The sequence below is a fragment of the Mesorhizobium sp. B2-8-5 genome, assembly GCF_006440675.2.
GTDB lineage: Bacteria > Pseudomonadota > Alphaproteobacteria > Rhizobiales > Rhizobiaceae > Mesorhizobium.
Genome location: NZ_CP083951.1, coordinates 4403999 through 4424275 on the forward strand (window position 1 = coordinate 4403999; position 20277 = coordinate 4424275).

General features: G+C 63.2%; 18 protein-coding genes. 2 read left to right on the plus strand and 16 right to left on the minus strand.

All coding sequences use genetic code 11. The annotated features are described in order from the left end of the window. Positions 1 to 12 precede the first annotated feature (12 nt). The 13 genes from rplP to rpsL all read right to left on the minus strand — a co-directional run bounded on the left by rplP (position 13) and on the right by rpsL (position 9054). Positions 13 to 426, minus strand: a complete 414-nt coding sequence (gene rplP, locus FJ430_RS21445) for a 50S ribosomal protein L16 (protein WP_027170364.1) — start codon at positions 424 to 426, stop codon at positions 13 to 15. A 27-nt stretch (positions 427 to 453) separates the two neighbouring features. Further along, positions 454 to 1185: a 30S ribosomal protein S3 gene (gene rpsC / locus FJ430_RS21450; RefSeq protein ID WP_140657155.1), complete on the minus strand. Its 732-nt coding sequence runs from the start codon at positions 1183 to 1185 to the stop codon at positions 454 to 456. After that, positions 1185 to 1574, minus strand: coding sequence for a 50S ribosomal protein L22 (gene rplV / locus FJ430_RS21455; protein WP_006205462.1), 390 nt, complete (start codon positions 1572 to 1574; stop codon positions 1185 to 1187). Before rplV ends, rpsC begins: the two co-directional genes overlap by 1 nt. Positions 1575 to 1576: 2 nt before the next feature. Then, the gene (rpsS, locus tag FJ430_RS21460) at positions 1577 to 1855 is read right to left on the minus strand and encodes a 30S ribosomal protein S19 (protein ID WP_015317982.1); all 279 of its coding nucleotides are present in this window, start codon (positions 1853 to 1855) and stop codon (positions 1577 to 1579) included. A 16-nt stretch (positions 1856 to 1871) separates the two neighbouring features. After that, positions 1872 to 2705 carry a 50S ribosomal protein L2 gene (rplB, locus tag FJ430_RS21465; RefSeq protein ID WP_095818138.1) on the minus strand — a complete coding sequence of 278 codons (834 nt, stop codon included), beginning with the start codon at positions 2703 to 2705 and terminating at the stop codon, positions 1872 to 1874. Positions 2706 to 2727: 22 nt separating this feature from the next. Then, the gene (locus tag FJ430_RS21470; protein WP_040983033.1) at positions 2728 to 3021 is read right to left on the minus strand and encodes a 50S ribosomal protein L23; all 294 of its coding nucleotides are present in this window, start codon (positions 3019 to 3021) and stop codon (positions 2728 to 2730) included. Continuing rightward, the gene (gene rplD, locus FJ430_RS21475) at positions 3018 to 3638 is read right to left on the minus strand and encodes a 50S ribosomal protein L4 (protein ID WP_140646283.1); all 621 of its coding nucleotides are present in this window, start codon (positions 3636 to 3638) and stop codon (positions 3018 to 3020) included. The genes FJ430_RS21470 and rplD overlap by 4 nt, the downstream gene beginning before the upstream one ends. Further along, the gene (gene rplC / locus FJ430_RS21480; protein WP_127252190.1) at positions 3638 to 4357 is read right to left on the minus strand and encodes a 50S ribosomal protein L3; all 720 of its coding nucleotides are present in this window, start codon (positions 4355 to 4357) and stop codon (positions 3638 to 3640) included. Before rplC ends, rplD begins: the two co-directional genes overlap by 1 nt. Positions 4358 to 4465: 108 nt before the next feature. After that, positions 4466 to 4774 carry a 30S ribosomal protein S10 gene (rpsJ, locus tag FJ430_RS21485; protein WP_006205468.1) on the minus strand — a complete coding sequence of 103 codons (309 nt, stop codon included), beginning with the start codon at positions 4772 to 4774 and terminating at the stop codon, positions 4466 to 4468. Between the two features lie 69 nt (positions 4775 to 4843). Beyond that, positions 4844 to 6019 (minus strand): elongation factor Tu, encoded by a 1176-nt coding sequence (gene tuf / locus FJ430_RS21490; protein ID WP_140646975.1) that lies wholly within the window; start codon positions 6017 to 6019, stop codon positions 4844 to 4846. 65 nt (positions 6020 to 6084) lie between these two features. Next, positions 6085 to 8175, minus strand: coding sequence for an elongation factor G (gene fusA / locus FJ430_RS21495; protein ID WP_140646984.1), 2091 nt, complete (start codon positions 8173 to 8175; stop codon positions 6085 to 6087). Between the two features lie 27 nt (positions 8176 to 8202). After that, the gene (gene rpsG, locus FJ430_RS21500) at positions 8203 to 8673 is read right to left on the minus strand and encodes a 30S ribosomal protein S7 (protein ID WP_027170372.1); all 471 of its coding nucleotides are present in this window, start codon (positions 8671 to 8673) and stop codon (positions 8203 to 8205) included. A gap of 9 nt (positions 8674 to 8682) precedes the next feature. Then, positions 8683 to 9054 carry a 30S ribosomal protein S12 gene (gene rpsL, locus FJ430_RS21505; RefSeq protein ID WP_006202128.1) on the minus strand — a complete coding sequence of 124 codons (372 nt, stop codon included), beginning with the start codon at positions 9052 to 9054 and terminating at the stop codon, positions 8683 to 8685. Between the two features lie 460 nt (positions 9055 to 9514). On the opposite strand from rpsL, the gene FJ430_RS21510 reads away from it, so the two are divergent. Continuing rightward, positions 9515 to 9796 carry a transcriptional regulator gene (locus FJ430_RS21510; RefSeq protein ID WP_140646983.1) on the plus strand — a complete coding sequence of 94 codons (282 nt, stop codon included), beginning with the start codon at positions 9515 to 9517 and terminating at the stop codon, positions 9794 to 9796. Between the two features lie 83 nt (positions 9797 to 9879). Further along, entirely contained in the window at positions 9880 to 10809 is a 930-nt protein-coding gene (locus FJ430_RS21515) for a Gfo/Idh/MocA family protein (protein WP_140711223.1), read from the plus strand. A gap of 33 nt (positions 10810 to 10842) precedes the next feature. On the opposite strand, the gene FJ430_RS21520 is transcribed toward FJ430_RS21515, so the two are convergent. From FJ430_RS21520 to rpoB, 3 genes are all read right to left on the minus strand, one after another. Next, positions 10843 to 11508, minus strand: a complete 666-nt coding sequence (locus FJ430_RS21520; protein WP_140711222.1) for an O-methyltransferase — start codon at positions 11506 to 11508, stop codon at positions 10843 to 10845. 180 nt (positions 11509 to 11688) lie between these two features. Beyond that, complete coding sequence (rpoC, locus tag FJ430_RS21525) at positions 11689 to 15885, minus strand: DNA-directed RNA polymerase subunit beta' (protein ID WP_140646980.1); 4197 nt, start codon at positions 15883 to 15885, stop codon at positions 11689 to 11691. Positions 15886 to 16015: 130 nt separating this feature from the next. After that, entirely contained in the window at positions 16016 to 20152 is a 4137-nt protein-coding gene (gene rpoB, locus FJ430_RS21530) for a DNA-directed RNA polymerase subunit beta (RefSeq protein WP_140659836.1), read from the minus strand. Positions 20153 to 20277 lie beyond the last annotated feature (125 nt).

The window sequence follows — 20277 nt, forward strand, 5'->3', positions numbered from 1 at the left end:
GATCGCCTGTCCTTATTCTGCGATGCGCTGCACGAAGCGCGTCTTGACCGAGAGCTTGGCGGCGCCAAGACGCAGCGCTTCACGAGCCGTCTCCTCGCTGACGCCGTCGATCTCGAACATGATACGGCCGGGCTTGACGCGCGCCGCCCAGTAGTCGACTGCGCCCTTGCCCTTACCCATGCGGACTTCGGTCGGCTTCGAGGTGACCGGCAGGTCCGGGAACACCCGGATCCAGACGCGGCCGGCGCGCTTCATCTCGCGGGTGATCGCGCGGCGGGCCGCCTCGATCTCGCGCGCGGTGACGCGGTTCGGCTCAAGCGCCTTCAGCCCGAAACCGCCGAAATCCAGATTGGTGCCGCCCTTGGCGGTACCGTGGATACGGCCCTTGAACTGCTTGCGGAACTTTGTGCGCTTTGGCTGCAGCATCGTTCTAACTCCAAATTCTCAAATGTCTCAGGCGTTCTCGCGACGGCGGCCGCGTTCACGCTCACCGCCAGCACCGCCGCCATGCGCGGCATCACCTTCGGTTGCACGGCGCTCGGAGGCCATCGGGTCATGCTCGAGGATCTCGCCCTTGAACACCCACACCTTGACGCCGCAGATACCGTAGGCCGTGTTCGCCTCGGCCGTGCCGTAGTCGACATCGGCGCGCAGCGTATGCAGCGGCACGCGGCCTTCGCGATACCACTCCATGCGCGCGATTTCGGCGCCGCCGAGACGGCCGGAGCAGTTGATGCGGATGCCTTCGGCGCCGAGACGCATGGCCGACTGAACGGCACGCTTCATAGCGCGGCGGAACGCGATGCGGCGCTCGAGCTGCTGGGCGATCGACTGGGCGACCAGCGTGGCGTCGATTTCCGGCTTGCGCACTTCGACGATGTTGAGGTGCGTTTCGGACTTCGTCATCTCGGTCAGCTTCTTGCGAAGCTTCTCGATGTCGGCACCCTTCTTGCCGATGATGAGGCCCGGACGCGCGGCGTGGATGGTGACGCGGCACTTCTTGTGCGGACGCTCGATCACGACCTTCGAGATCGCGGCCTGCTTGAGTTCCTTCTCGAGATACTTGCGGATCTTGAGGTCCTCGTGCAGCAGCTGGCCGTATTCGCCGGTGTTCGCGAACCAGCGCGAATCCCAGGTACGGTTGATGCCGAGACGCAGCCCGATCGGATTGACTTTCTGGCCCATTATGCGGCCTCCCCTTTTTCCTCGACTTCACGAACGACGATCGTGAGGTGCGAGAACGGCTTTTCGATACGGCTGGCGCGACCGCGGCCACGGGCGTGGAAACGCTTCATGACGATCGACTTGCCGACATAGGCTTCCGCCACGATCAGAGCGTCAACGTCGAGGTCGTGATTGTTTTCCGCGTTGGCGATCGCCGATTCCAGCGTCTTCTTGACCGTGCCGGAAATCCGCTTGGCCGAGAATTCAAGATCGGAAAGCGCTGTCGCGACCTTCTTGCCGCGGATCAGCGCGGCAACCAAGTTGAGCTTCTGCGGGCTGATGCGGATCGTGCGCAGAACGGCACGCGCCTCGTTATCAGCAAGCCTGCGCGGAGCTTTGGCCTTGCCCATGATTATTTCCTCTTCGCCTTTTTATCCGCGCCGTGACCGTAATAGGTCCGGGTCGGAGCGAATTCACCGAACTTGTGGCCGACCATGTCTTCGTTCACCGAGACGGGAACGTGCTTCTGGCCGTTGTAGACACCGAAGGTGAGGCCGACGAACTGCGGCAGGATGGTGGAGCGACGGCTCCACATCTTGATCACCTCATTGCGACCACCTTCACGAACCTTGTCCACCTTCTTGAGAAGGTAGCCGTCGATAAAGGGGCCTTTCCAAATCGAACGAGTCACTTGGCGTTACCTCTTCTTAGCTCTTGCGCTGATGACGCGAGCGCAGGATGAACTTGTCGGTCGCCTTGTTGGACCGCGTCTTCTTGCCCTTGGTCGGCTTGCCCCAAGGGGAAACCGGATGGCGACCACCGGAGGTGCGGCCTTCGCCGCCGCCATGCGGATGGTCAACCGGGTTCATGGTCACGCCGCGATTGTGCGGGCGCTTGCCGCGCCACACGGTGCGACCGGCCTTGCCGTCGTTGATGTTGCCGTGGTCGGGGTTCGACACGGCACCGACGGTGGCCATGCAGGAGCCGTGCACGACACGCTGCTCGCCCGAGTTGAGGCGCAGGATCGCCATGCCCTGGTCGCGGCCGACGAGCTGGGCGTAACCGCCAGCCGAACGAGCGACCTGGCCGCCCTTGCCCGGCTTCAGCTCGATGTTGTGGACGATCGTGCCGACCGGCATCGACGCCAGCGGCATCGCGTTGCCCGGCTTCACGTCGACCGCTTCGCCGGCCACGATCTTGTCGCCGGCAGCAAGACGCTGCGGGGCCAGGATGTAGGACAGCTCGCCGTCATCATACTTGATCAGCGCGATGAAGGCGGTGCGGTTCGGATCGTATTCGATACGCTCGACCGTGCCGACGACGTCGTACTTCTTACGCTTGAAGTCGATGATGCGGTACGAACGCTTGTGACCGCCGCCGATGAAGCGGGCCGTGATGCGGCCGTAATTGTTGCGGCCGCCCGACTTGGTCAGGCCTTCGGTCAGGCCCTTGACGGGCTTGCCCTTGTAGAGGCCCGAGCGGTCGACGATGACCAACTGGCGGGTGCTCGGCGTTACCGGGTTGAATTTCTTAAGTGCCATTGTCCTGTCCTCGCGGCCTTGCTCAGAGACCCGTCGCGACGTCGATCGACTGGCCGTCGGCCAGCGTCACAACCGCCTTCTTGACGTCGCCCTGGCGGCCAACAGTGCCGCGGAAGCGCTTGATCTTGCCCTTGCGGACGAGCGTGTTCACAGCCGTCACCTTGACGCCGAAGAGAGCTTCCACGGCAGCCTTGATTTCCGGCTTCGACGCCTTCTTGGCGACGTTGAAGACGACCTGGTTCTGCTCGGAAGCCATGGTCGACTTTTCGGTGATCGCCGGCGAGACGATCACGTCGTAGTGACGGAGGTCGGTCATTTAAAGCGCTCCTCGAGAGCCTCGACGGCGGCCTTCGAAAGGACCAGCGTGCCGCGGCGCAGAATGTCGTAGACGTTGATGCCCTGGATGGGCAGCACGTCGATGTTGGGAATGTTGGTCGCGGCCAGCTTGAAGTTCTGGTCAAGCTCGGCGCCGCCGATAACCAGGGCGTTGGTCAGCCCCAGCGTCTCGAGGTTCGCCACCAGCGCCTTGGTCTTGGCTTCGGTGAGCTTCAGCTCGTCGACGATGATCAGCGAAGCGCTCTTGGCCTTGGCCGAGAGAGCGTGCTTGAGGCCAAGCGCACGGACCTTCTTCGGCAGCTCGTGCTCGTGGCTGCGAACGACCGGGCCGTGTGCCTTGCCGCCGCCGCGGAACTGCGGAGCGCGAGCCGAGTGGTGACGGGCGCGGCCCGTACCCTTCTGCTTGTACATCTTGGCGCCGGTGCGCGCGATTTCGGCGCGGCCCTTGGCCTTGTGCGTGCCCTGCTGCTTCTTGGCAAGCTGCCAGCGCACGACGCGCTGCAGGATGTCCTCGCGCGGATCAAGGCCGAAAATCTCCTCGGAGAGTTTCACCTTGCCGGCGTCCTTGCCGCCCAGCGTTGTGATCTTGAGATCCATTATTCGGCTCCCTCAGTGGCCGGGGCTTCGTTCTTGGCGGCAGCAGCGGCACGGATCGCGGCGGGCTTCGGCGCATTGGCCGGCAGCGCAACCTTGGCGGCGTCGCGAACCAGGATCCAGGCGCCCTTGACGCCGGGAACCGCGCCGCGGATCAGGATCAGGCCGCGATCGGCGTCGGTCGAGACGACCTCGACATTCTGCGTGGTGACGCGGGTGTCGCCCATGTGGCCGGCCATCTTCTTGCCCTTGAACACCTTGCCGGGGTCCTGGCGCTGACCGGTCGAACCGTGCGTGCGGTGCGAGACCGAGTTACCGTGCGTGGCGCGGCCGCCACCCATGTGGTGACGCTTGATCACGCCCTGGAAGCCCTTGCCGGTCGAAGTGCCGGTGACGTCGACCTTCTGGCCGGCGACAAAGTGCTCGACGGTCAGCTCGGCGCCGACGTCGATCATGTTGTCGGCGGAGACGCGGAACTCGGCGACCTTCGCCTTCGGCTCGACGGAAGCGGCGGCGAAATGGCCGCGCATCGCCTTCGACGTGTTCTTCACCTTGGCAAGGCCAACGCCGAGCTGGACGGCGGTGTAGCCGTTCTTCTCCTGCGTGCGCTGGGCCACGACCTGGCAGTTCTCCATCTGGAGAACGGTGACGGGAACGTGTTCCCCGGCATCGTTGTAGATGCGGGTCATTCCCACCTTCTTTGCAATCACACCTGAACGCATCGGTTCAATTCCTTTAGAGTTCCCTGTCGGGGCTATCGCCCCTCCACGCCTCTTGTTCCTTTAGAGTTCCGGGCCAGGGGCACCGCCCCTTACCGCGCTCTCATTCCCTTAGAGCTTGATCTCGACGTCGACACCGGCCGCCAGATCGAGCTTCATCAAAGCATCGACCGTCTGCGGGGTCGGATCGACGATGTCGAGCAGCCGCTTGTGCGTGCGCATCTCGAACTGCTCACGGCTCTTCTTGTCGACGTGGGGCGACCGGTTGACCGTGAATTTCTCGATCCGCGTCGGCAGCGGAATGGGGCCGCGGACGTTGGCGCCGGTGCGCTTGGCGGTCGACACGATTTCGCGCGTCGAGGCGTCGAGCACCCGGTGGTCAAACGCCTTAAGGCGGATGCGGATATTCTGTCCGTTCATGCGTCAATTCCTTGTTCTGGCGCGGCGCGGGCAGCTCCCGCGCCCGCGACAGATCGGTTTCAGTCCAAATTACTCTTTGATGGTGACGACGATGCCGGCACCGACGGTGCGGCCGCCTTCACGGATGGCGAAGCGCAGCTTCTCTTCCATGGCGATCGGCACGATCAGCTCGACGTCGACGGTGATGTTGTCGCCGGGCATCACCATCTCGGTGCCGGCCGGCAGCGTCACGATGCCCGTCACGTCCGTCGTGCGGAAGTAGAACTGCGGACGGTAGTTGGTGAAGAACGGCGTGTGACGGCCGCCCTCGTCCTTGGTCAGGATGTAGGCTTCGGCAACGAACTTCTTGTGCGGCTTCACCGTGCCGGGCTTGGCCAGAACCTGGCCGCGCTCCACACCTTCACGGTCGACGCCGCGCAAGAGCGCGCCGATGTTGTCGCCGGCCTGGCCCTGATCGAGCAGCTTGCGGAACATCTCCACGCCCGTGCAGGTCGTCTTGGTGGTCGGACGGATGCCGACGATCTCCAGTTCCTCGCCGACCTTGACGATGCCGCGCTCGACGCGGCCGGTCACCACCGTGCCGCGGCCCGAGATCGAGAACACGTCCTCGATCGGCATCAGGAACGGCTTGTCAAGTGGACGAACCGGTGTCGGGATGTAGGCGTCGACCTGGGCCATCAGCTCGCGGATGGCGTCCTCGCCGATGGTCTTGTTGGAGTCTTCCAACGCAGCCAGCGCCGAGCCCTTGACGATCGGAATGTCGTCGCCGGGGAACTCGTTCTTCGACAGAAGCTCGCGAACCTCGAGCTCGACCAGTTCCAGAAGCTCGGCGTCGTCGACCTGGTCGACCTTGTTCAGGAACACAACGATCGAGGGAACGCCGACCTGGCGGGCAAGCAGGATGTGCTCGCGGGTCTGCGGCATCGGGCCGTCGGCGGCCGAAACAACCAGGATCGCGCCGTCCATCTGCGCGGCACCGGTGATCATGTTCTTCACATAGTCGGCATGGCCGGGGCAGTCGACGTGGGCATAGTGACGGTTGGCCGTCTCATACTCGACATGCGCCGTCGAAATCGTGATGCCGCGCGCCTTCTCTTCCGGCGCCGCGTCGATCTGGTCATAGCGCTTGTATTCGCCAAAATACTTCGTGATCGCCGCCGTCAGCGACGTCTTGCCATGATCGACGTGGCCGATCGTGCCAATGTTCACATGCGGCTTGGTGCGCTCGAATTTACCTTTTGCCATGTGATCTCTCCATTCCTGCCTGCCCGTGCGGGCCTTGAATTAAGGTCTCGTGCAACCCGCTCGAGTTACGCGTATTTCTTCTGAACTTCCTGGGCGACCGCGGTCGGAACCGGCTCGTAGTGGTCGAACTGCATCGTGTACTGGGCGCGGCCCTGCGACATCGAACGCAGATTGTCGACGTACTTGAACATGTTCGCGAGCGGCACCATCGCGTTGATGACGACGGCAACGCCGCGCGCTTCCTGACCCTGGATCTGACCACGACGGCCGTTGAGATCGCCGATGACGCCGCCGACGTAATCTTCCGGCGTCACGACCTCGACCTTCATGATCGGCTCGAGCAACTGCACGCCGAGGCGCGGAGCGGCTTCCTTGAAGCAGGCGCGGGAGGCGATTTCGAACGCCAGCACCGAGGAGTCGACGTCGTGGAAGGCGCCGTCGATCAGCGTGGCCTTGACACCGATCATCGGGAAGCCGGCGAACGGGCCGGAACCCATGACGCTGTTGATGCCCTTCTCGACGCCCGGGATGTATTCCTTCGGAACCGCACCGCCGACGATCTTGGACTCGAACACGAACTCTTCGCTCTCGGTGTTCGGCTCGAATATGATCTTGACGCGGGCGAACTGGCCGGTACCGCCGGTCTGCTTCTTGTGCGTGTAGTCCTGCTCGTGGGTGCGGGTGATCGTCTCGCGATAAGCCACCTGCGGCGCGCCGACATTGGCTTCGACCTTGAACTCGCGGCGCATGCGGTCGACGATGATGTCAAGATGCAGCTCGCCCATGCCGGCGATGATGGTCTGGCCGCTTTCCTCGTCGGTCTTGACGCGGAAGGACGGATCCTCGGCCGCCAGACGATGCAGCGCGAGGCCCATCTTTTCCTGGTCGTTCTTGGTCTTCGGCTCGATAGCGATCTGGATGACCGGATCGGGGAATTCCATGCGCTCGAGGATGACCGGGTGCAGCGGATCGCAGAGCGTGTCGCCGGTGGTCGTGTCCTTGAGGCCAGCCAGGGCGACGATGTCGCCTGCGTAAGCTTCTTCGACGTCGGCGCGCGAATTCGCATGCATCTGCAGCATGCGGCCGATGCGCTCCTTCTTGCCCTTCACGGTGTTGTCGACCGAGGTGCCCTTGGCGAGCTTGCCCGAATAGATGCGGGCAAAGGTCAGCGAACCGACAAACGGGTCGTTCATGATCTTGAACGCCAGCATCGACAGCGGCTCGTTGTCATCGGCATGACGCTCGATCTCGGCGTCGGTCTTGGCGTCGACACCCTTGATGGCCGGCACGTCGATCGGCGACGGCAGGTATTCGACAACGGCGTCGAGCAGCGGCTGCACGCCCTTGTTCTTGAAGGCCGAGCCACAGAACATCGGGTAGAACTTGACCGCGATGGTGCCCTTGCGGATCAGCGCGCGGATCTCGTCGTTCGACGGCATCTTGCCTTCGAGGTAATTCTCGAGCGCGGTCTCGTCCATCTCGACGGCGGCTTCGATCATCTTTTCGCGGTACTGCTCGGCCTTTTCCTTCAGGTCGGCCGGGATCTCGACAACGTCCCAGGCAGCGCCCAGGGTCTCGTCGCGCCAGACGAGCGCGTTCATCTCGACGAGGTCGACGACGCCCTTGAACTCGGTCTCGGCGCCGATCGGCAGCTGCATGACGACGGCCTGCGCACCGAGGCGCGAGGCGATCATTTCCTCGGAGCGGTAGAAGTCGGCGCCGATCTTGTCCATCTTGTTGCAGAAGATCATGCGCGGCACATGGTACTTGTCAGCCTGGCGCCACACGGTCTCGGTCTGCGGCTCCACGCCGGCGTTGGCGTCGAGCAGCGCGATGGCGCCGTCGAGCACGCGCAGCGAACGCTCGACCTCGATGGTAAAGTCGACGTGTCCGGGGGTGTCGATGATGTTGAAGCGGCGCATCTTGCCATCGCGACCCTTCCAGAAGGTCGTGGTCGCGGCCGACGTGATGGTGATGCCGCGTTCCTGCTCCTGCTCCATCCAGTCCATGGTGGCAGCGCCGTCATGGACTTCGCCGATCTTGTGCGACTTGCCCGTGTAGTAGAGGACGCGCTCGGTCGTCGTCGTCTTGCCGGCGTCGATATGCGCCATGATACCGAAATTGCGGTAGTCTTCGATTTTGTATTCGCGGGCCATGGGAGGTGCCTCTCAGTCTCTTTCGCGTTACCAGCGGTAATGCGCGAAGGCGCGGTTGGCTTCCGCCATCTTGTGGGTGTCTTCACGCTTCTTGACGGCCGTGCCGCGGTTGTTGGCCGCGTCCATCAGCTCGCCCGAGAGGCGGTCGACCATGGTGGTCTCGTTGCGGTTGCGGGCCGCGGCGATCAGCCAGCGGATGGCCAGCGCCTGACGACGCTCGGGGCGCACGTCGACCGGAACCTGGTAAGTGGCGCCGCCGACGCGACGCGAGCGCACTTCCACATGCGGCGCGACATTGTCGAGCGCCTGATGGAAGACGGTGACCGGCTCCTGCTTGGTCTTGGCCTGGACCTGGTCCAGCGCGCCATAGACGATGGTCTCGGCAACCGACTTCTTGCCGTCATACATGACGGCGTTCATGAACTTGGTGACAATCAGATCGCCGAACTTGGGGTCCGGATTGATCTCACGCTTTTCTGCACTGTGACGACGGGACATGGGAAACCCTTACTTCGGACGCTTGGCGCCGTATTTCGAACGACGCTGCTTGCGGTTCTTCACACCCTGCGTGTCGAGCACGCCGCGGATGATGTGGTAGCGGACGCCCGGCAGATCCTTGACGCGACCGCCGCGGATCATGACCACCGAGTGCTCCTGAAGGTTGTGGCCTTCGCCGGGGATGTAGCCGATCACTTCAAAGCCGTTGGTCAGGCGAATCTTGGCCACCTTGCGCAGCGCCGAGTTCGGCTTCTTCGGCGTCGTGGTGTAGACGCGCGTGCAGACGCCCCGCTTCTGCGGGTTCTGCTGCATGGCCGGGACCTTGTTACGCTTCACCGGCGCCAGGCGCGGCTTGCGGATCAGCTGGTTGACGGTAGGCATTAAACCCTCTTGTCTCTCAATTCCGTGTCTGCCCTGTCAGGGCCGCTCAAAGCGTCATTCCCATACGCAAATTCGGGCAACACACCGCGCTTCGCGGTCCTGCCCGAACAAATTGCAGAGGAAGCGGAAGCCGCTTCATGCGCGCCGGAAATGTCTTTTCGCTCGTAAAACGAACCCTGTTTGAGGCAAACTCCGAAGCGTGTCGCTTCGGAAAGGAGAGCCTCACATCGGTTCTGACGTCGCGGCTTCTACTCGCAACCCCAGGGTCCGTCAACCCCGGCGCGGCAAATATTGCGTCCAACCGAAAGCTGGGCAGCCATGCGAAAAACGCATGTAATTTTCTTGCGTCTTTTTTCAAGAGCGAGGAAGAAAGTGACCGGCTTTGCGCTGTCCTGTGCCCTTGCTTCGTGCCAAAAGGCGGCTTGCACCGGACAATCTCCGGGGAAACGAGGAATCAGCCGTGAACGACAATGAAGAACGGCCGGTCACGATCATCACCGGGCGGGTCTGGAAGAAGAAAGGCGGCAAGCCGGAGGGCGTGCATGTGATGCTGGTGGCGCCCGACGATGATTCTGCCGTGCGCCGCGCGCTCGAATCGCTCGCCGCGGAAGGTTACGCCGAGGCCGAACTCGACCAGATCGGTGACATGGAGGGCGAGCCCGACGAGGAGCCGCATCTGTCGGCCTATCAGGGCGCACTGGAGGGCGAAGTTTCGATCGTCACCTTTGAAGAGCCGATCTGAAAAGCGCGGCCAGCCGTCATATTTCCCAGACCCGCCGGACAAATCTGTCCTGCCTAGACACACTTTCATTCCTTGGAGTTTCCATGACCAGCAGTCCCATCAAGCTCGGCATCGTCGGCGTGGGCAAGATCGTGCGCGACCAGCATTTGCCGGCGGTCGCCAAGGATGGCGACTTTCAGCTCGCCGCAGCGGCCAGCCGCCACGGCAAAGTCGACGGGATCCCGAACTATCCAACGATCGAAGCCATGCTTGCGGCCGAACCCGGCCTCGAGGCGGTCTCGCTCTGCATGCCGCCGCAGTTCCGTTACGACGCCGCGCGCACCGCGCTGGAGGCGAAAAAGCATGTGTTCCTCGAAAAGCCGCCGGGCGCCACGGTCAGCGAAGTCGAACACCTCAAGGCGCTTGCCGAAGAGAACGGCGTCTCGCTCTTCGCCAGTTGGCATTCGCGCTATGCGCCGGCGGTGGAGGCCGCGCGCGCATTCCTTGCCTCGGCCAGACTGACTTCGGCCGCCATCAATTGGAAGGAAGACGTGCGCCGCTGGCACCCGAACCAGGAATGGATCTGGGAACCCGGCGGCTTCGGCGTGTTCGATCCGGGCATCAACGCGCTGTCGATCGCCACCCACATCCTGCCTGCTATGTTCATCACCTCGGCCGTGCTCGATTTTCCGGAGAACCGCGCGGCACCGGTCGCGGCCCATGTCGCCTTCCGCACGTCCAACGGCCTGCCGGTGACGATGGAGCTCGACTGGCTTCAGACCGGCCCGCAGAGCTGGGACATCGTCGCCGAGACCGACAAGGGCAAGATGGTGCTGTCGGGCGGCGGCGCTAAGCTCGCTGTCGACGGCAAGGTCGTCCACGACGAGCCCGAGGCCGAATATCCGATGCTTTACAAGCGCTTCGCCGAGATCGTTCGCGCCGGCACTTCGGATGCCGACCTCGCGCCGCTGCAGCACGTCGCCGACGCCTTCATGCTCGGCAAGCGCAACGTGGTCGAGGCGTTCTTCGACTGAGGCGGCGGCAACGCGCCGAGGCCAACGGCATCCTCACTCGACGATCGCAATGGCGAAGCCGTCATAGCCCTTGGCGCCTACGGTCTGGATGGCGGTGCCGTCCAGCCGCTTCTCGCCGCCGATGAACGAAAACGCGGCGCGAGCGCCTTCGACATTGGCGTCGCCGCTGTTCTTTTTCACGACCGCGCCGTCGCGGATGACGTTGTCGCAGACGATGACGGTGCCTGGGCGCGACAGCTTCATGGCCCGGATCAGATAGTTCGGGTTGTTCGGCTTGTCGGCATCGATGAAGATGAGGTCGAACGGTCCGGCATCTTCGTCCGCCAGCTTGCCAAGCGACTGCAGCGCAGGGCCCACGCGCAGGTCGACCCTGTCGGAAACCCCTGCCCGCTCGAAATTCGAGCGCGCGACCTTGGCGTGGTGCGGATCGAGCTCCAGCGTCACGACCTTGCCGTCCGCCGGCAATCCCCTCGCCATCCAGATGGTCGAGTAGCCGCCGAGCGTGCCGATCTCCAGCACCTTCTTCGCACCGCGGATGCGCACCAGCAGCGACAGCAGCTTGCCCTGCGCGGCCGACACGTCGATCGCCGGCAGGCCCTGATCGCGGTTGGCCTCAAGCACCGCATCCAGAACGGGATCCGCTTCGAAAAGAGAGGAAACGATGTAGTCGTCGACAGCCGTCCAAGTCTTGCTGCTCATAGTTCTTCCTCGTTCGTGAAGCCAGATCAGTATGACGGCTAATAGAACCGTCATACTGATCTGGTCTCTTTACTCTCATGATCTCTTCCGAAAACCGGTGTCCACTTTTCGGGATCACGCTTTTGAAATGCAAGAAGGGGCCACGTGGGCCCCTTCTCATCGTTTCTCATGTCAAGCCGCTCACTGCGCGGCGTTGACCATGTCGGTCAGCATCGGGTCGGCGACCTCGACACCGGAGGCCTTGCGGCGCTCGTCGATGATGAGCTCGTCGCGCGAGGTTGCGATGCGCCGGATTTGGCTCATCGTACCGCCCGTGCCGGCCGGGATCAGACGGCCGACGATGACGTTTTCCTTCAGGCCCTGCAGCATGTCGGTCTTGCCGGCAACCGCGGCCTCGGTGAGCACCCTGGTCGTCTCCTGGAAGGAAGCGGCCGAGATGAAGGACGGCGTCTGCAGCGAGGCTTTGGTGATGCCGAGCAGCACCGGCTGACCTTCGGCCGGCTTCTTGCCGTCCTCGATCAGGCGCTCGTTGACCTCTTCCAGTTCGATGACGTCGACGTGGTCGCCCGGAATGTAGGTCGAGTCGCCCTGTGTGGTGATCTCGACCTTCTGCAGCATCTGGCGAACGATCACCTCGATGTGCTTGTCGTTGATCGACACGCCCTGCAGACGGTAGACCTCCTGGATCTCGTTGACGAGGTAGGAGGCAAGCGCCTCCACGCCCTTGATCGCCAGGATGTCGTGCGGCGCCGGGTTGCCGTCGAGGATGTAGTCGCCCTTCTCGATGACGTCGCCGTCCTGGAGATGGAACGGCTTGCCCTTCGGGATCAGGTACTCCACCGGCTCGAGCGTCGAGTCATGCGGCTCGATGATGATGCGGCGCTTGTTCTTGTAGTCGCGGCCGAAGCGGATCGTGCCATCGATCTCGGCGATGATGGCGTGATCCTTCGGACGGCGAGCCTCGAACAATTCCGCAACACGCGGCAGACCGCCGGTGATGTCCTTGGTCTTGGCGCTTTCCATCGGGATACGCGCAAGCACGTCGCCCGGACGGACATGCGCGCCCGGCTCGACCGAGAGGATGGCCTCGACCGAGAGCAGGAAGCGTGCATCGCCGCCCTTCGACAGCTTGCCGACCTTGCCCTTGGCGTCCTGGATGACGATCGCGGGCTTCAGGTCGCTGCCGCGCGGCGTCGAACGCCAGTCGATGACCTCACGCTTGGTGATGCCAGTCGACTCGTCGGCCGTTTCCTGCACGGAGATGCCGTCGACCAGATCCTCGAACGCCACCCTGCCCTCGATTTCGGTGAGGATCGGGCGGGTATAGGGATCCCACTCGGCGATACGCTGGCCGCGCTTCACCTTGTCGCCATCGTCCACGAAGATACGCGAACCATAGGCGACGCGGTGCGTGGCGCGCTCCTTGCCGGTCTCATCGAGGATGAGCACCGCCATGTTGCGGCCCATGACCATCTGCTGGCCTTCCGAGTTGCGCACCACGTTGCGGTTGCGGATCTGCACCTTGCCCTCATAGGAGGCTTCAAGGAACGAGCTATCCACCACCTGCGCCGTGCCGCCCATGTGGAAGGTACGCATGGTGAGCTGGGTGCCCGGCTCGCCGATCGACTGCGCCGCGATGACGCCGACGGCCTCGCCCTGGTTGACGGGGGTACCGCGGGCCAGGTCGCGGCCGTAGCAGACAGCGCACACGCCGGTCCTGACCTCGCAGGTCAGCGCCGAGCGGATGCGGATCGACTGCACGCCGGCCTTTTCGATCTGCTCCACATCGCGCTCATCCATCAGCGTTCCGGCCTTGACCAGCAATTCGCCGGAGACCGGATGGTTGATGTCGTCGAGCGCGGTGCGGCCCAGCACGCGCTGGCCGACCGAAGCGACGACCTGACCGGCATCGACGATCGGCTGCATGGTGAGGCCCTTGTCGGTGCCGCAATCCACGGAGTTGACGATGCAGTCCTGCGCCACGTCGACGAGACGGCGGGTGAGGTAACCCGAATTCGCCGTCTTCAAGGCGGTGTCGGCCAGACCCTTGCGGGCGCCGTGGGTCGAGTTGAAATACTCGAGCACGGTAAGGCCTTCCTTGAAGTTCGAGATGATCGGCGTCTCGATGATTTCACCCGAGGGCTTGGCCATCAGGCCACGCATGCCGGCGAGCTGACGCATCTGGGTGGGCGAACCGCGCGCACCCGAATGCGACATCATGTAGATCGAGTTCATCGGCTTCTGGCGGCCATTGTCCTCGAACTCCACCGCCTTGATGCGGGCCATCATCTCGTCGGCGACCTTTTCCGAGCACTTGGCCCAGGCGTCGACGACCTTGTTGTACTTCTCGCCCTGGGTGATCAGGCCGTCATTGTACTGCTGCTCGTATTCCTTGGCCAAAGCCTCGGTCTCGGAAACCAGCTTGATCTTGGAATCCGGGATCAGCATGTCGTCCTTGCCGAACGAGATGCCGGCGCGGCAGGCATGCGCGAAGCCGAGCGCCATGATGCGATCGCAGAAAATGACCGTCTCCTTCTGACCGCAGTGGCGGTAGACGGTGTCGATCATCTTGGAGATGTTCTTCTTGGTCATCTCCTGGTTGGCGGTCTCATACGGCACGTTGACGTTCTTCGGCAGCAGTTCGCCGATGATCATGCGGCCAGGGGTGGTGTCGTAGATCTTCGACACCGTCTTGCCTTCGGCGTCGACGGTGCGGAAGCGGCCCTTGATCTTGGCGTGCAGCGTCACGGCCTTGGTCTCCAGCGCATGCTGGAGCTCGCCCATGTCGGCAAACACCATGCCTTCGCCCGGCTCGTTCTGGTTGACGATCGAGAGATAGTAGAGACCGAGAACCATGTCCTGCGACGGCACGATGATCGGCGCGCCGGAGGCCGGGTGCAGGATGTTGTTGGTCGACATCATCAGCACGCGGGCTTCCAACTGCGCTTCCAAGGACAGCGGCACGTGGACCGCCATCTGGTCGCCGTCGAAGTCGGCGTTGAAGGCGGTGCAGACCAGCGGATGCAGCTGGATCGCCTTGCCTTCAATCAGGATCGGCTCGAACGCCTGGATGCCGAGGCGGTGCAGCGTCGGCGCGCGGTTCAGGAGCACCGGATGCTCGCGGATGACCTCGTCGAGGATATCCCAGACCTCCGGACGTTCCTTCTCGACCAGCTTCTTCGCCTGCTTGACGGTCGAGGAGAAACCCTTGGCGTCGAGGCGGGCGTAGATGAAGGGCTTGAAGAGCTCGAGTGCCATCTTCTTCGGCAGGCCGCACTGATGCAGCTTCAGCTCCGGACCGGTCACGATGACCGAGCGGCCGGAATAGTCGACGCGCTTGCCGAGCAGGTTCTGACGGAACCGGCCCTGCTTGCCCTTGAGCATATCGGACAGCGACTTCAGCGGACGCTTGTTGGCGCCGGTGATGACGCGGCCGCGACGGCCGTTGTCGAACAACGCGTCGACGGCTTCCTGCAGCATGCGCTTTTCGTTGCGCACGATGATGCCGGGCGCGCGCAACTCGATCAGCCGCTTCAGGCGGTTGTTGCGGTTGATGACGCGGCGATAGAGATCGTTGAGGTCGGACGTGGCGAAGCGACCGCCATCCAGCGGGACGAGCGGACGCAGGTCCGGCGGGATCACCGGAACCACCTTCATGATCATCCATTCCGGACGGTTGCCGGATTCCATGAAGTTTTCCACGACCTTGAGCCGCTTCAGATACTTCTTCTGCTTGAGCTCGGAGGTGGTCGAAGCCAGCTCCGAACGCAGGTCGCCGGCGATCTTCTCCAGGTCCATGCCGGCAAGCAGGTCATGGATGGCCTCGGCGCCGATCATGGCGGTGAAAGAGTCCTCGCCATACTCGTCGACGGCAAGCATGTACTCTTCCTCACTGAGGAGCTGGTTCTCCTTCAGCGCGGTGAGGCCGGGCTCGGTGACGATGTAGTTCTCGAAATAGAGCACACGCTCGATATCCTTGAGCGTCATGTCGAGCAGCGTGCCGATGCGCGAAGGCAGCGACTTCAGGAACCAGATATGGGCGACGGGCGCGGCGAGCTCGATATGGCCCATGCGCTCGCGGCGGACGCGCGACAGCGTGACTTCGACGCCGCACTTTTCGCAGATGACGCCCTTGTACTTCATGCGCTTGTACTTGCCGCACAGGCACTCATAGTCCTTGATCGGGCCAAAAATGCGCGCGCAGAACAGGCCGTCACGCTCCGGCTTGAAGGTGCGGTAGTTGATGGTCTCCGGCTTCTTGATCTCGCCGAACGACCAGGACAGAATCTTCTCTGGGCTGGCAAGCGAGATCCGGATGGAATCGAACACCTGCGCAGGCGCCTGCGGGTTGAAGAGATTCATGACCTCTTGGTTCATGCCGTTCTCCTTTTCGGGGTCCTCGATAACCCCTTGCATCGATCGCGGACGAAATGTCCGCAGACTGGCCGGTTGCCCGACCGAAAAATTTGAAGGGCGCGCCGCATCCTAGAGCGGCGCGCCGTAGGCTTTACTCGGCTGCGTCGGGCAGACGCGTCGGGGTCTCTTCGACCTGGGTGTTCTCCAGCTCGACATTGAGGCCCAGCGAGCGCATTTCCTTGACGAGAACGTTGAAGCTCTCCGGAATGCCCGCCTCGAACGTGTCGTCGCCGCGCACGATCGCCTCGTAGACCTTGGTGCGGCCGGCGACGTCGTCCGACTTCACCGTCAGCATTTCCTGCAGCGTGTAGGCGGCACCGTAGGCTTCGAGCGCCCAGACCTCCATTTCGCCGAAGCGCTGGCCGCCGAACTGCGCCTTGCCGCCCAGCGGCTGCTGGGTGACGAGCGAGTACGGACCGATCGAACGCGCGTGGATCTTGTCGTCCACCAGGTGATGCAGCTTGAGCATATAGATATAGCCCATCGTCACCTTGCGATCGAACGGCTCGCCGGTGCGGCCGTCATAGAGCTGCGACTGACCGCTGGTGTGCAGGCCTGCCTGCTCCAGCATGGTGTTGATGTCGGCCTCATGCGCGCCGTCGAACACCGGTGTCGCGATGGAGACGCCGCGGCGCATCTGCTCGCTCAGGCGAACGATGCTCTCGTCGTCATACTCGCGGATCGGCTCGTTGCGGTCGTTGGCCGGCATGAAGCTTTCCAGCGTCTTGCGCAGCGGCTTGATATCGCCGCCGCCCTTATACGCGTCGATCAGCTCGCCGATCTTCCTGCCCATGCCTGCGCAAGCCCAGCCCAGATGCGTTTCCAGGATCTGGCCGACATTCATGCGGCTCGGCACACCCAGCGGGTTGAGCACGATATCGGCATGCGTGCCGTCCTCGAGGAAAGGCATGTCCTCGACCGGGACGATGCGCGACACGACACCCTTGTTGCCGTGACGGCCGGCCATCTTGTCGCCCGGCTGCATCTTGCGCTTCACCGCCACGAAGACCTTGACCATCTTCATGACGCCCGGAGGCATTTCGTCGCCGCGCTGCACCTTCTCGACCTTGTCCATGAAACGCTGCTCGAGCGCCTTCTTGGACTCGTCATATTGGCCGCGCAGAGCCTCGAGTTCGCCTTGGAGCTTCTCGTTCTCCACTGCGAACTGCCACCACTGCGAACGCGGATACTCGTCGAGCGTGTCCTTCGACAGCTTCGAGCCCTTCTTGAAGCCCTTCGGTCCGGCGATCGCTTCCTTCCCGACCAGCACGTCGGAAAGACGCGCATAGACGTTGCGGTCGAGGATCGCCTGTTCGTCGTCGCGGTCCTTGGCCAGACGCTCGATCTCCTCGCGCTCGATCGCCATCGCGCGCTCGTCCTTCTCCACGCCGTGGCGGTTGAAGACGCGCACTTCGACGACCGTGCCGAAGGTGCCCGGAGGCATGCGCATGGAGGTGTCGCGGACGTCCGAGGCCTTTTCGCCGAAGATGGCCCGGAGCAACTTTTCTTCCGGCGTCATCGGGCTTTCGCCCTTCGGCGTGATCTTGCCGACCAGGATGTCGCCCGGCTGCACCTCGGCACCGATATAGACGATGCCGGCCTCGTCGAGGTTCTTCAGCGCCTCTTCCGAAACGTTCGGAATGTCGCGCGTGATTTCCTCCGGCCCGAGCTTGGTGTCGCGCGCCATGACCTCGAACTCCTCGATGTGGATCGAGGTGAAGACGTCATCGGCCACGATGCGCTCGGAGAGCAGGATCGAGTCCTCGTAGTTGTAGCCGTTCCACGGCATGAACGCGACCAGCACGTTGCGGCCGAGCGCCAGATCGCCGAGCTCGGTCGAGGGACCGTCGGCAATGATGTCGCCCTTGTTGACGCGGTCGCCCATGCGCACCAGCGGACGCTGGTTGATGCAGGTGTTCTGGTTCGAACGCTGGAACTTCATCAGCCGGTAGATATCGACGCCGGACTTGCCGGGATCGAGGTCTTCCGTGGCGCGGATGACGATACGGGTCGCGTCGACCTGGTCGACCACGCCGCCGCGGCGGGCGCCGATGGCCGCGCCCGAATCCCGGGCGACGACCGGCTCCATGCCAGTGCCGACGAACGGCGCCTCGGCGCGCACCAGCGGCACGGCCTGACGCTGCATGTTCGAGCCCATCAGCGCGCGGTTGGCGTCGTCGTTCTCGAGGAACGGGATGAGCGCTGCTGCGACAGACACCATCTGCTTCGGCGAGACGTCCATCAGGTCGACGTTCTCGCGCGGCGCCATCATCACTTCGCCGGCGTTACGGCAAATGACGAACTCGTCGACGAAGCTGCCGTTCTTGTCGAGCTCGGCGTTGGCCTGCGCGACATAGTGCTTGGCCTCTTCCATCGCCGACAGGTAGACGACCTCGTTGGTAAGCTTGCCGCCCACGATCTTGCGGTACGGGCTTTCGATGAAGCCGTACTTGTTGACGCGCGCGAAGGTAGCCAGCGAGTTGATCAGACCGATATTCGGGCCTTCCGGCGTTTCGATCGGGCAGATGCGGCCGTAATGCGTCGGGTGCACGTCGCGCACCTCGAAGCCGGCGCGCTCGCGGGTCAGACCGCCCGGTCCAAGCGCCGACAGGCGGCGCTTGTGGGTGATCTCCGACAGCGGGTTGGTCTGGTCCATGAACTGCGACAGCTGCGAGGAACCGAAGAACTCGCGCACGGCGGCAGCCGCCGGCTTGGCGTTGATCAGGTCCTGCGGCATGACCGTGTCGATCTCGATCGAGGACATGCGCTCCTTGATCGCGCGCTCCATGCGCAGCAGGCCGACACGGTACTGGTTCTCCATCAACTCGCCGACCGAACGCACGCGGCGGTTGCCGAGATTGTCGATGTCGTCGATCTCGCCCTTGCCGTCGCGGAGTTCGACCAGCGTCTTGACCACGGCCAGGATATCGTCCTTGCGCAGCACGCGCACGGTGTCCTCGGCCTTGAGCTCGAGGCGCATGTTCATCTTGACGCGGCCGACGGCCGACAGGTCGTAGCGCTCGCTGTCGAAGAACAGCGAGTTGAACATGGCTTCGGCGGTCTCGAGCGTCGGCGGCTCGCCCGGGCGCATGACGCGGTAGATGTCGAACAGCGCGTCCTGGCGGCTCTCGTTCTTGTCGACGTTGAGCGTGTTGCGGATGTAGGCGCCGACGTTGACGTGGTCGATGTCCAGGATCTGGATCTCGTCCTCGCCGGTGCCGAGCAGCACCTTCAGCGTCTTGTCGTCGATCTCGTCGCCGGCTTCGAGGAAGATCTCGCCGGTGGCGTAGTTGACGATGTCCTCGGCAAGGTAGTTGCCGAGCAGGTCCTCGTCGGTCGCCTTGATGGCTTTGAGACCCTTCTCGCCGAGCTGGCGAGCCTGGCGGGCGGTGATCTTCTTGCCTTGTTCGACCACGATCTCGCCGGTGTCGGCGTCGACCAGGTCGCCGACGGCCTTGAGGCCGCGGAAACGCTCGACGTTGAACGGAATGCGCCAGTGGTCGCCGGCGCGCTTGTAGGTGATCTTGTTGTAGAAGGTCGACAGGATCTCCTCGCCGTCCATGCCGAGCGCCATCAAGAGCGACGTCACCGGAATCTTGCGGCGGCGGTCGATGCGGGCGTGCACGACGTCCTTGCTATCGAACTCGATGTCGAGCCACGAACCGCGATAGGGAATGACGCGCGCGGCAAACAGAAGCTTGCCCGACGAGTGCGACTTGCCCTTGTCATGGTCGAAGAAGACGCCCGGCGAACGGTGCATCTGCGAGACGATGACGCGCTCGGTGCCGTTGACGATGAAGGTGCCGTTCGACGTCATGAGCGGCATGTCGCCCATGTAGACGTCCTGCTCCTTGATGTCCTTGATCGACTTGGCGCCGGTATCCTCGTCGATATCGAACACGATGAGGCGCAGCGTCACCTTCAGCGGGGCAGCATAGGTCAGGTCGCGCTGACGGCACTCGTCAACGTCGAATTTCGGTGCCTCGAACTCGTACTTCACGAACTCCAGCATCGAGGAGCCGGAAAAGTCGGAGATCGGGAAGACCGACTTGAAAACGGCCTGCAGCCCTTCGTCCGGACGGCCGCCCTTGGGCTCGTCCACCATCAGGAACTGGTCATAGGATGCCTTCTGAACCTCGATGAGATTCGGCATCTCCGCAACTTCCGGGATCTTTCCGAAGAACTTGCGTACGCGTCTGCGGCCATTGAAAGTCTGGGTCTGGGCCATCGTCGCTCCTTAGCTATAAACTCGGGACGAACCTCGCCGCGGCTCGCCTTGCACCAACGGGCGGCCTTGGCGGCTGCCCCTATCTGTTTTCCGGCCGCCCTGCCAATGGTTTGGCGGCTACCGGC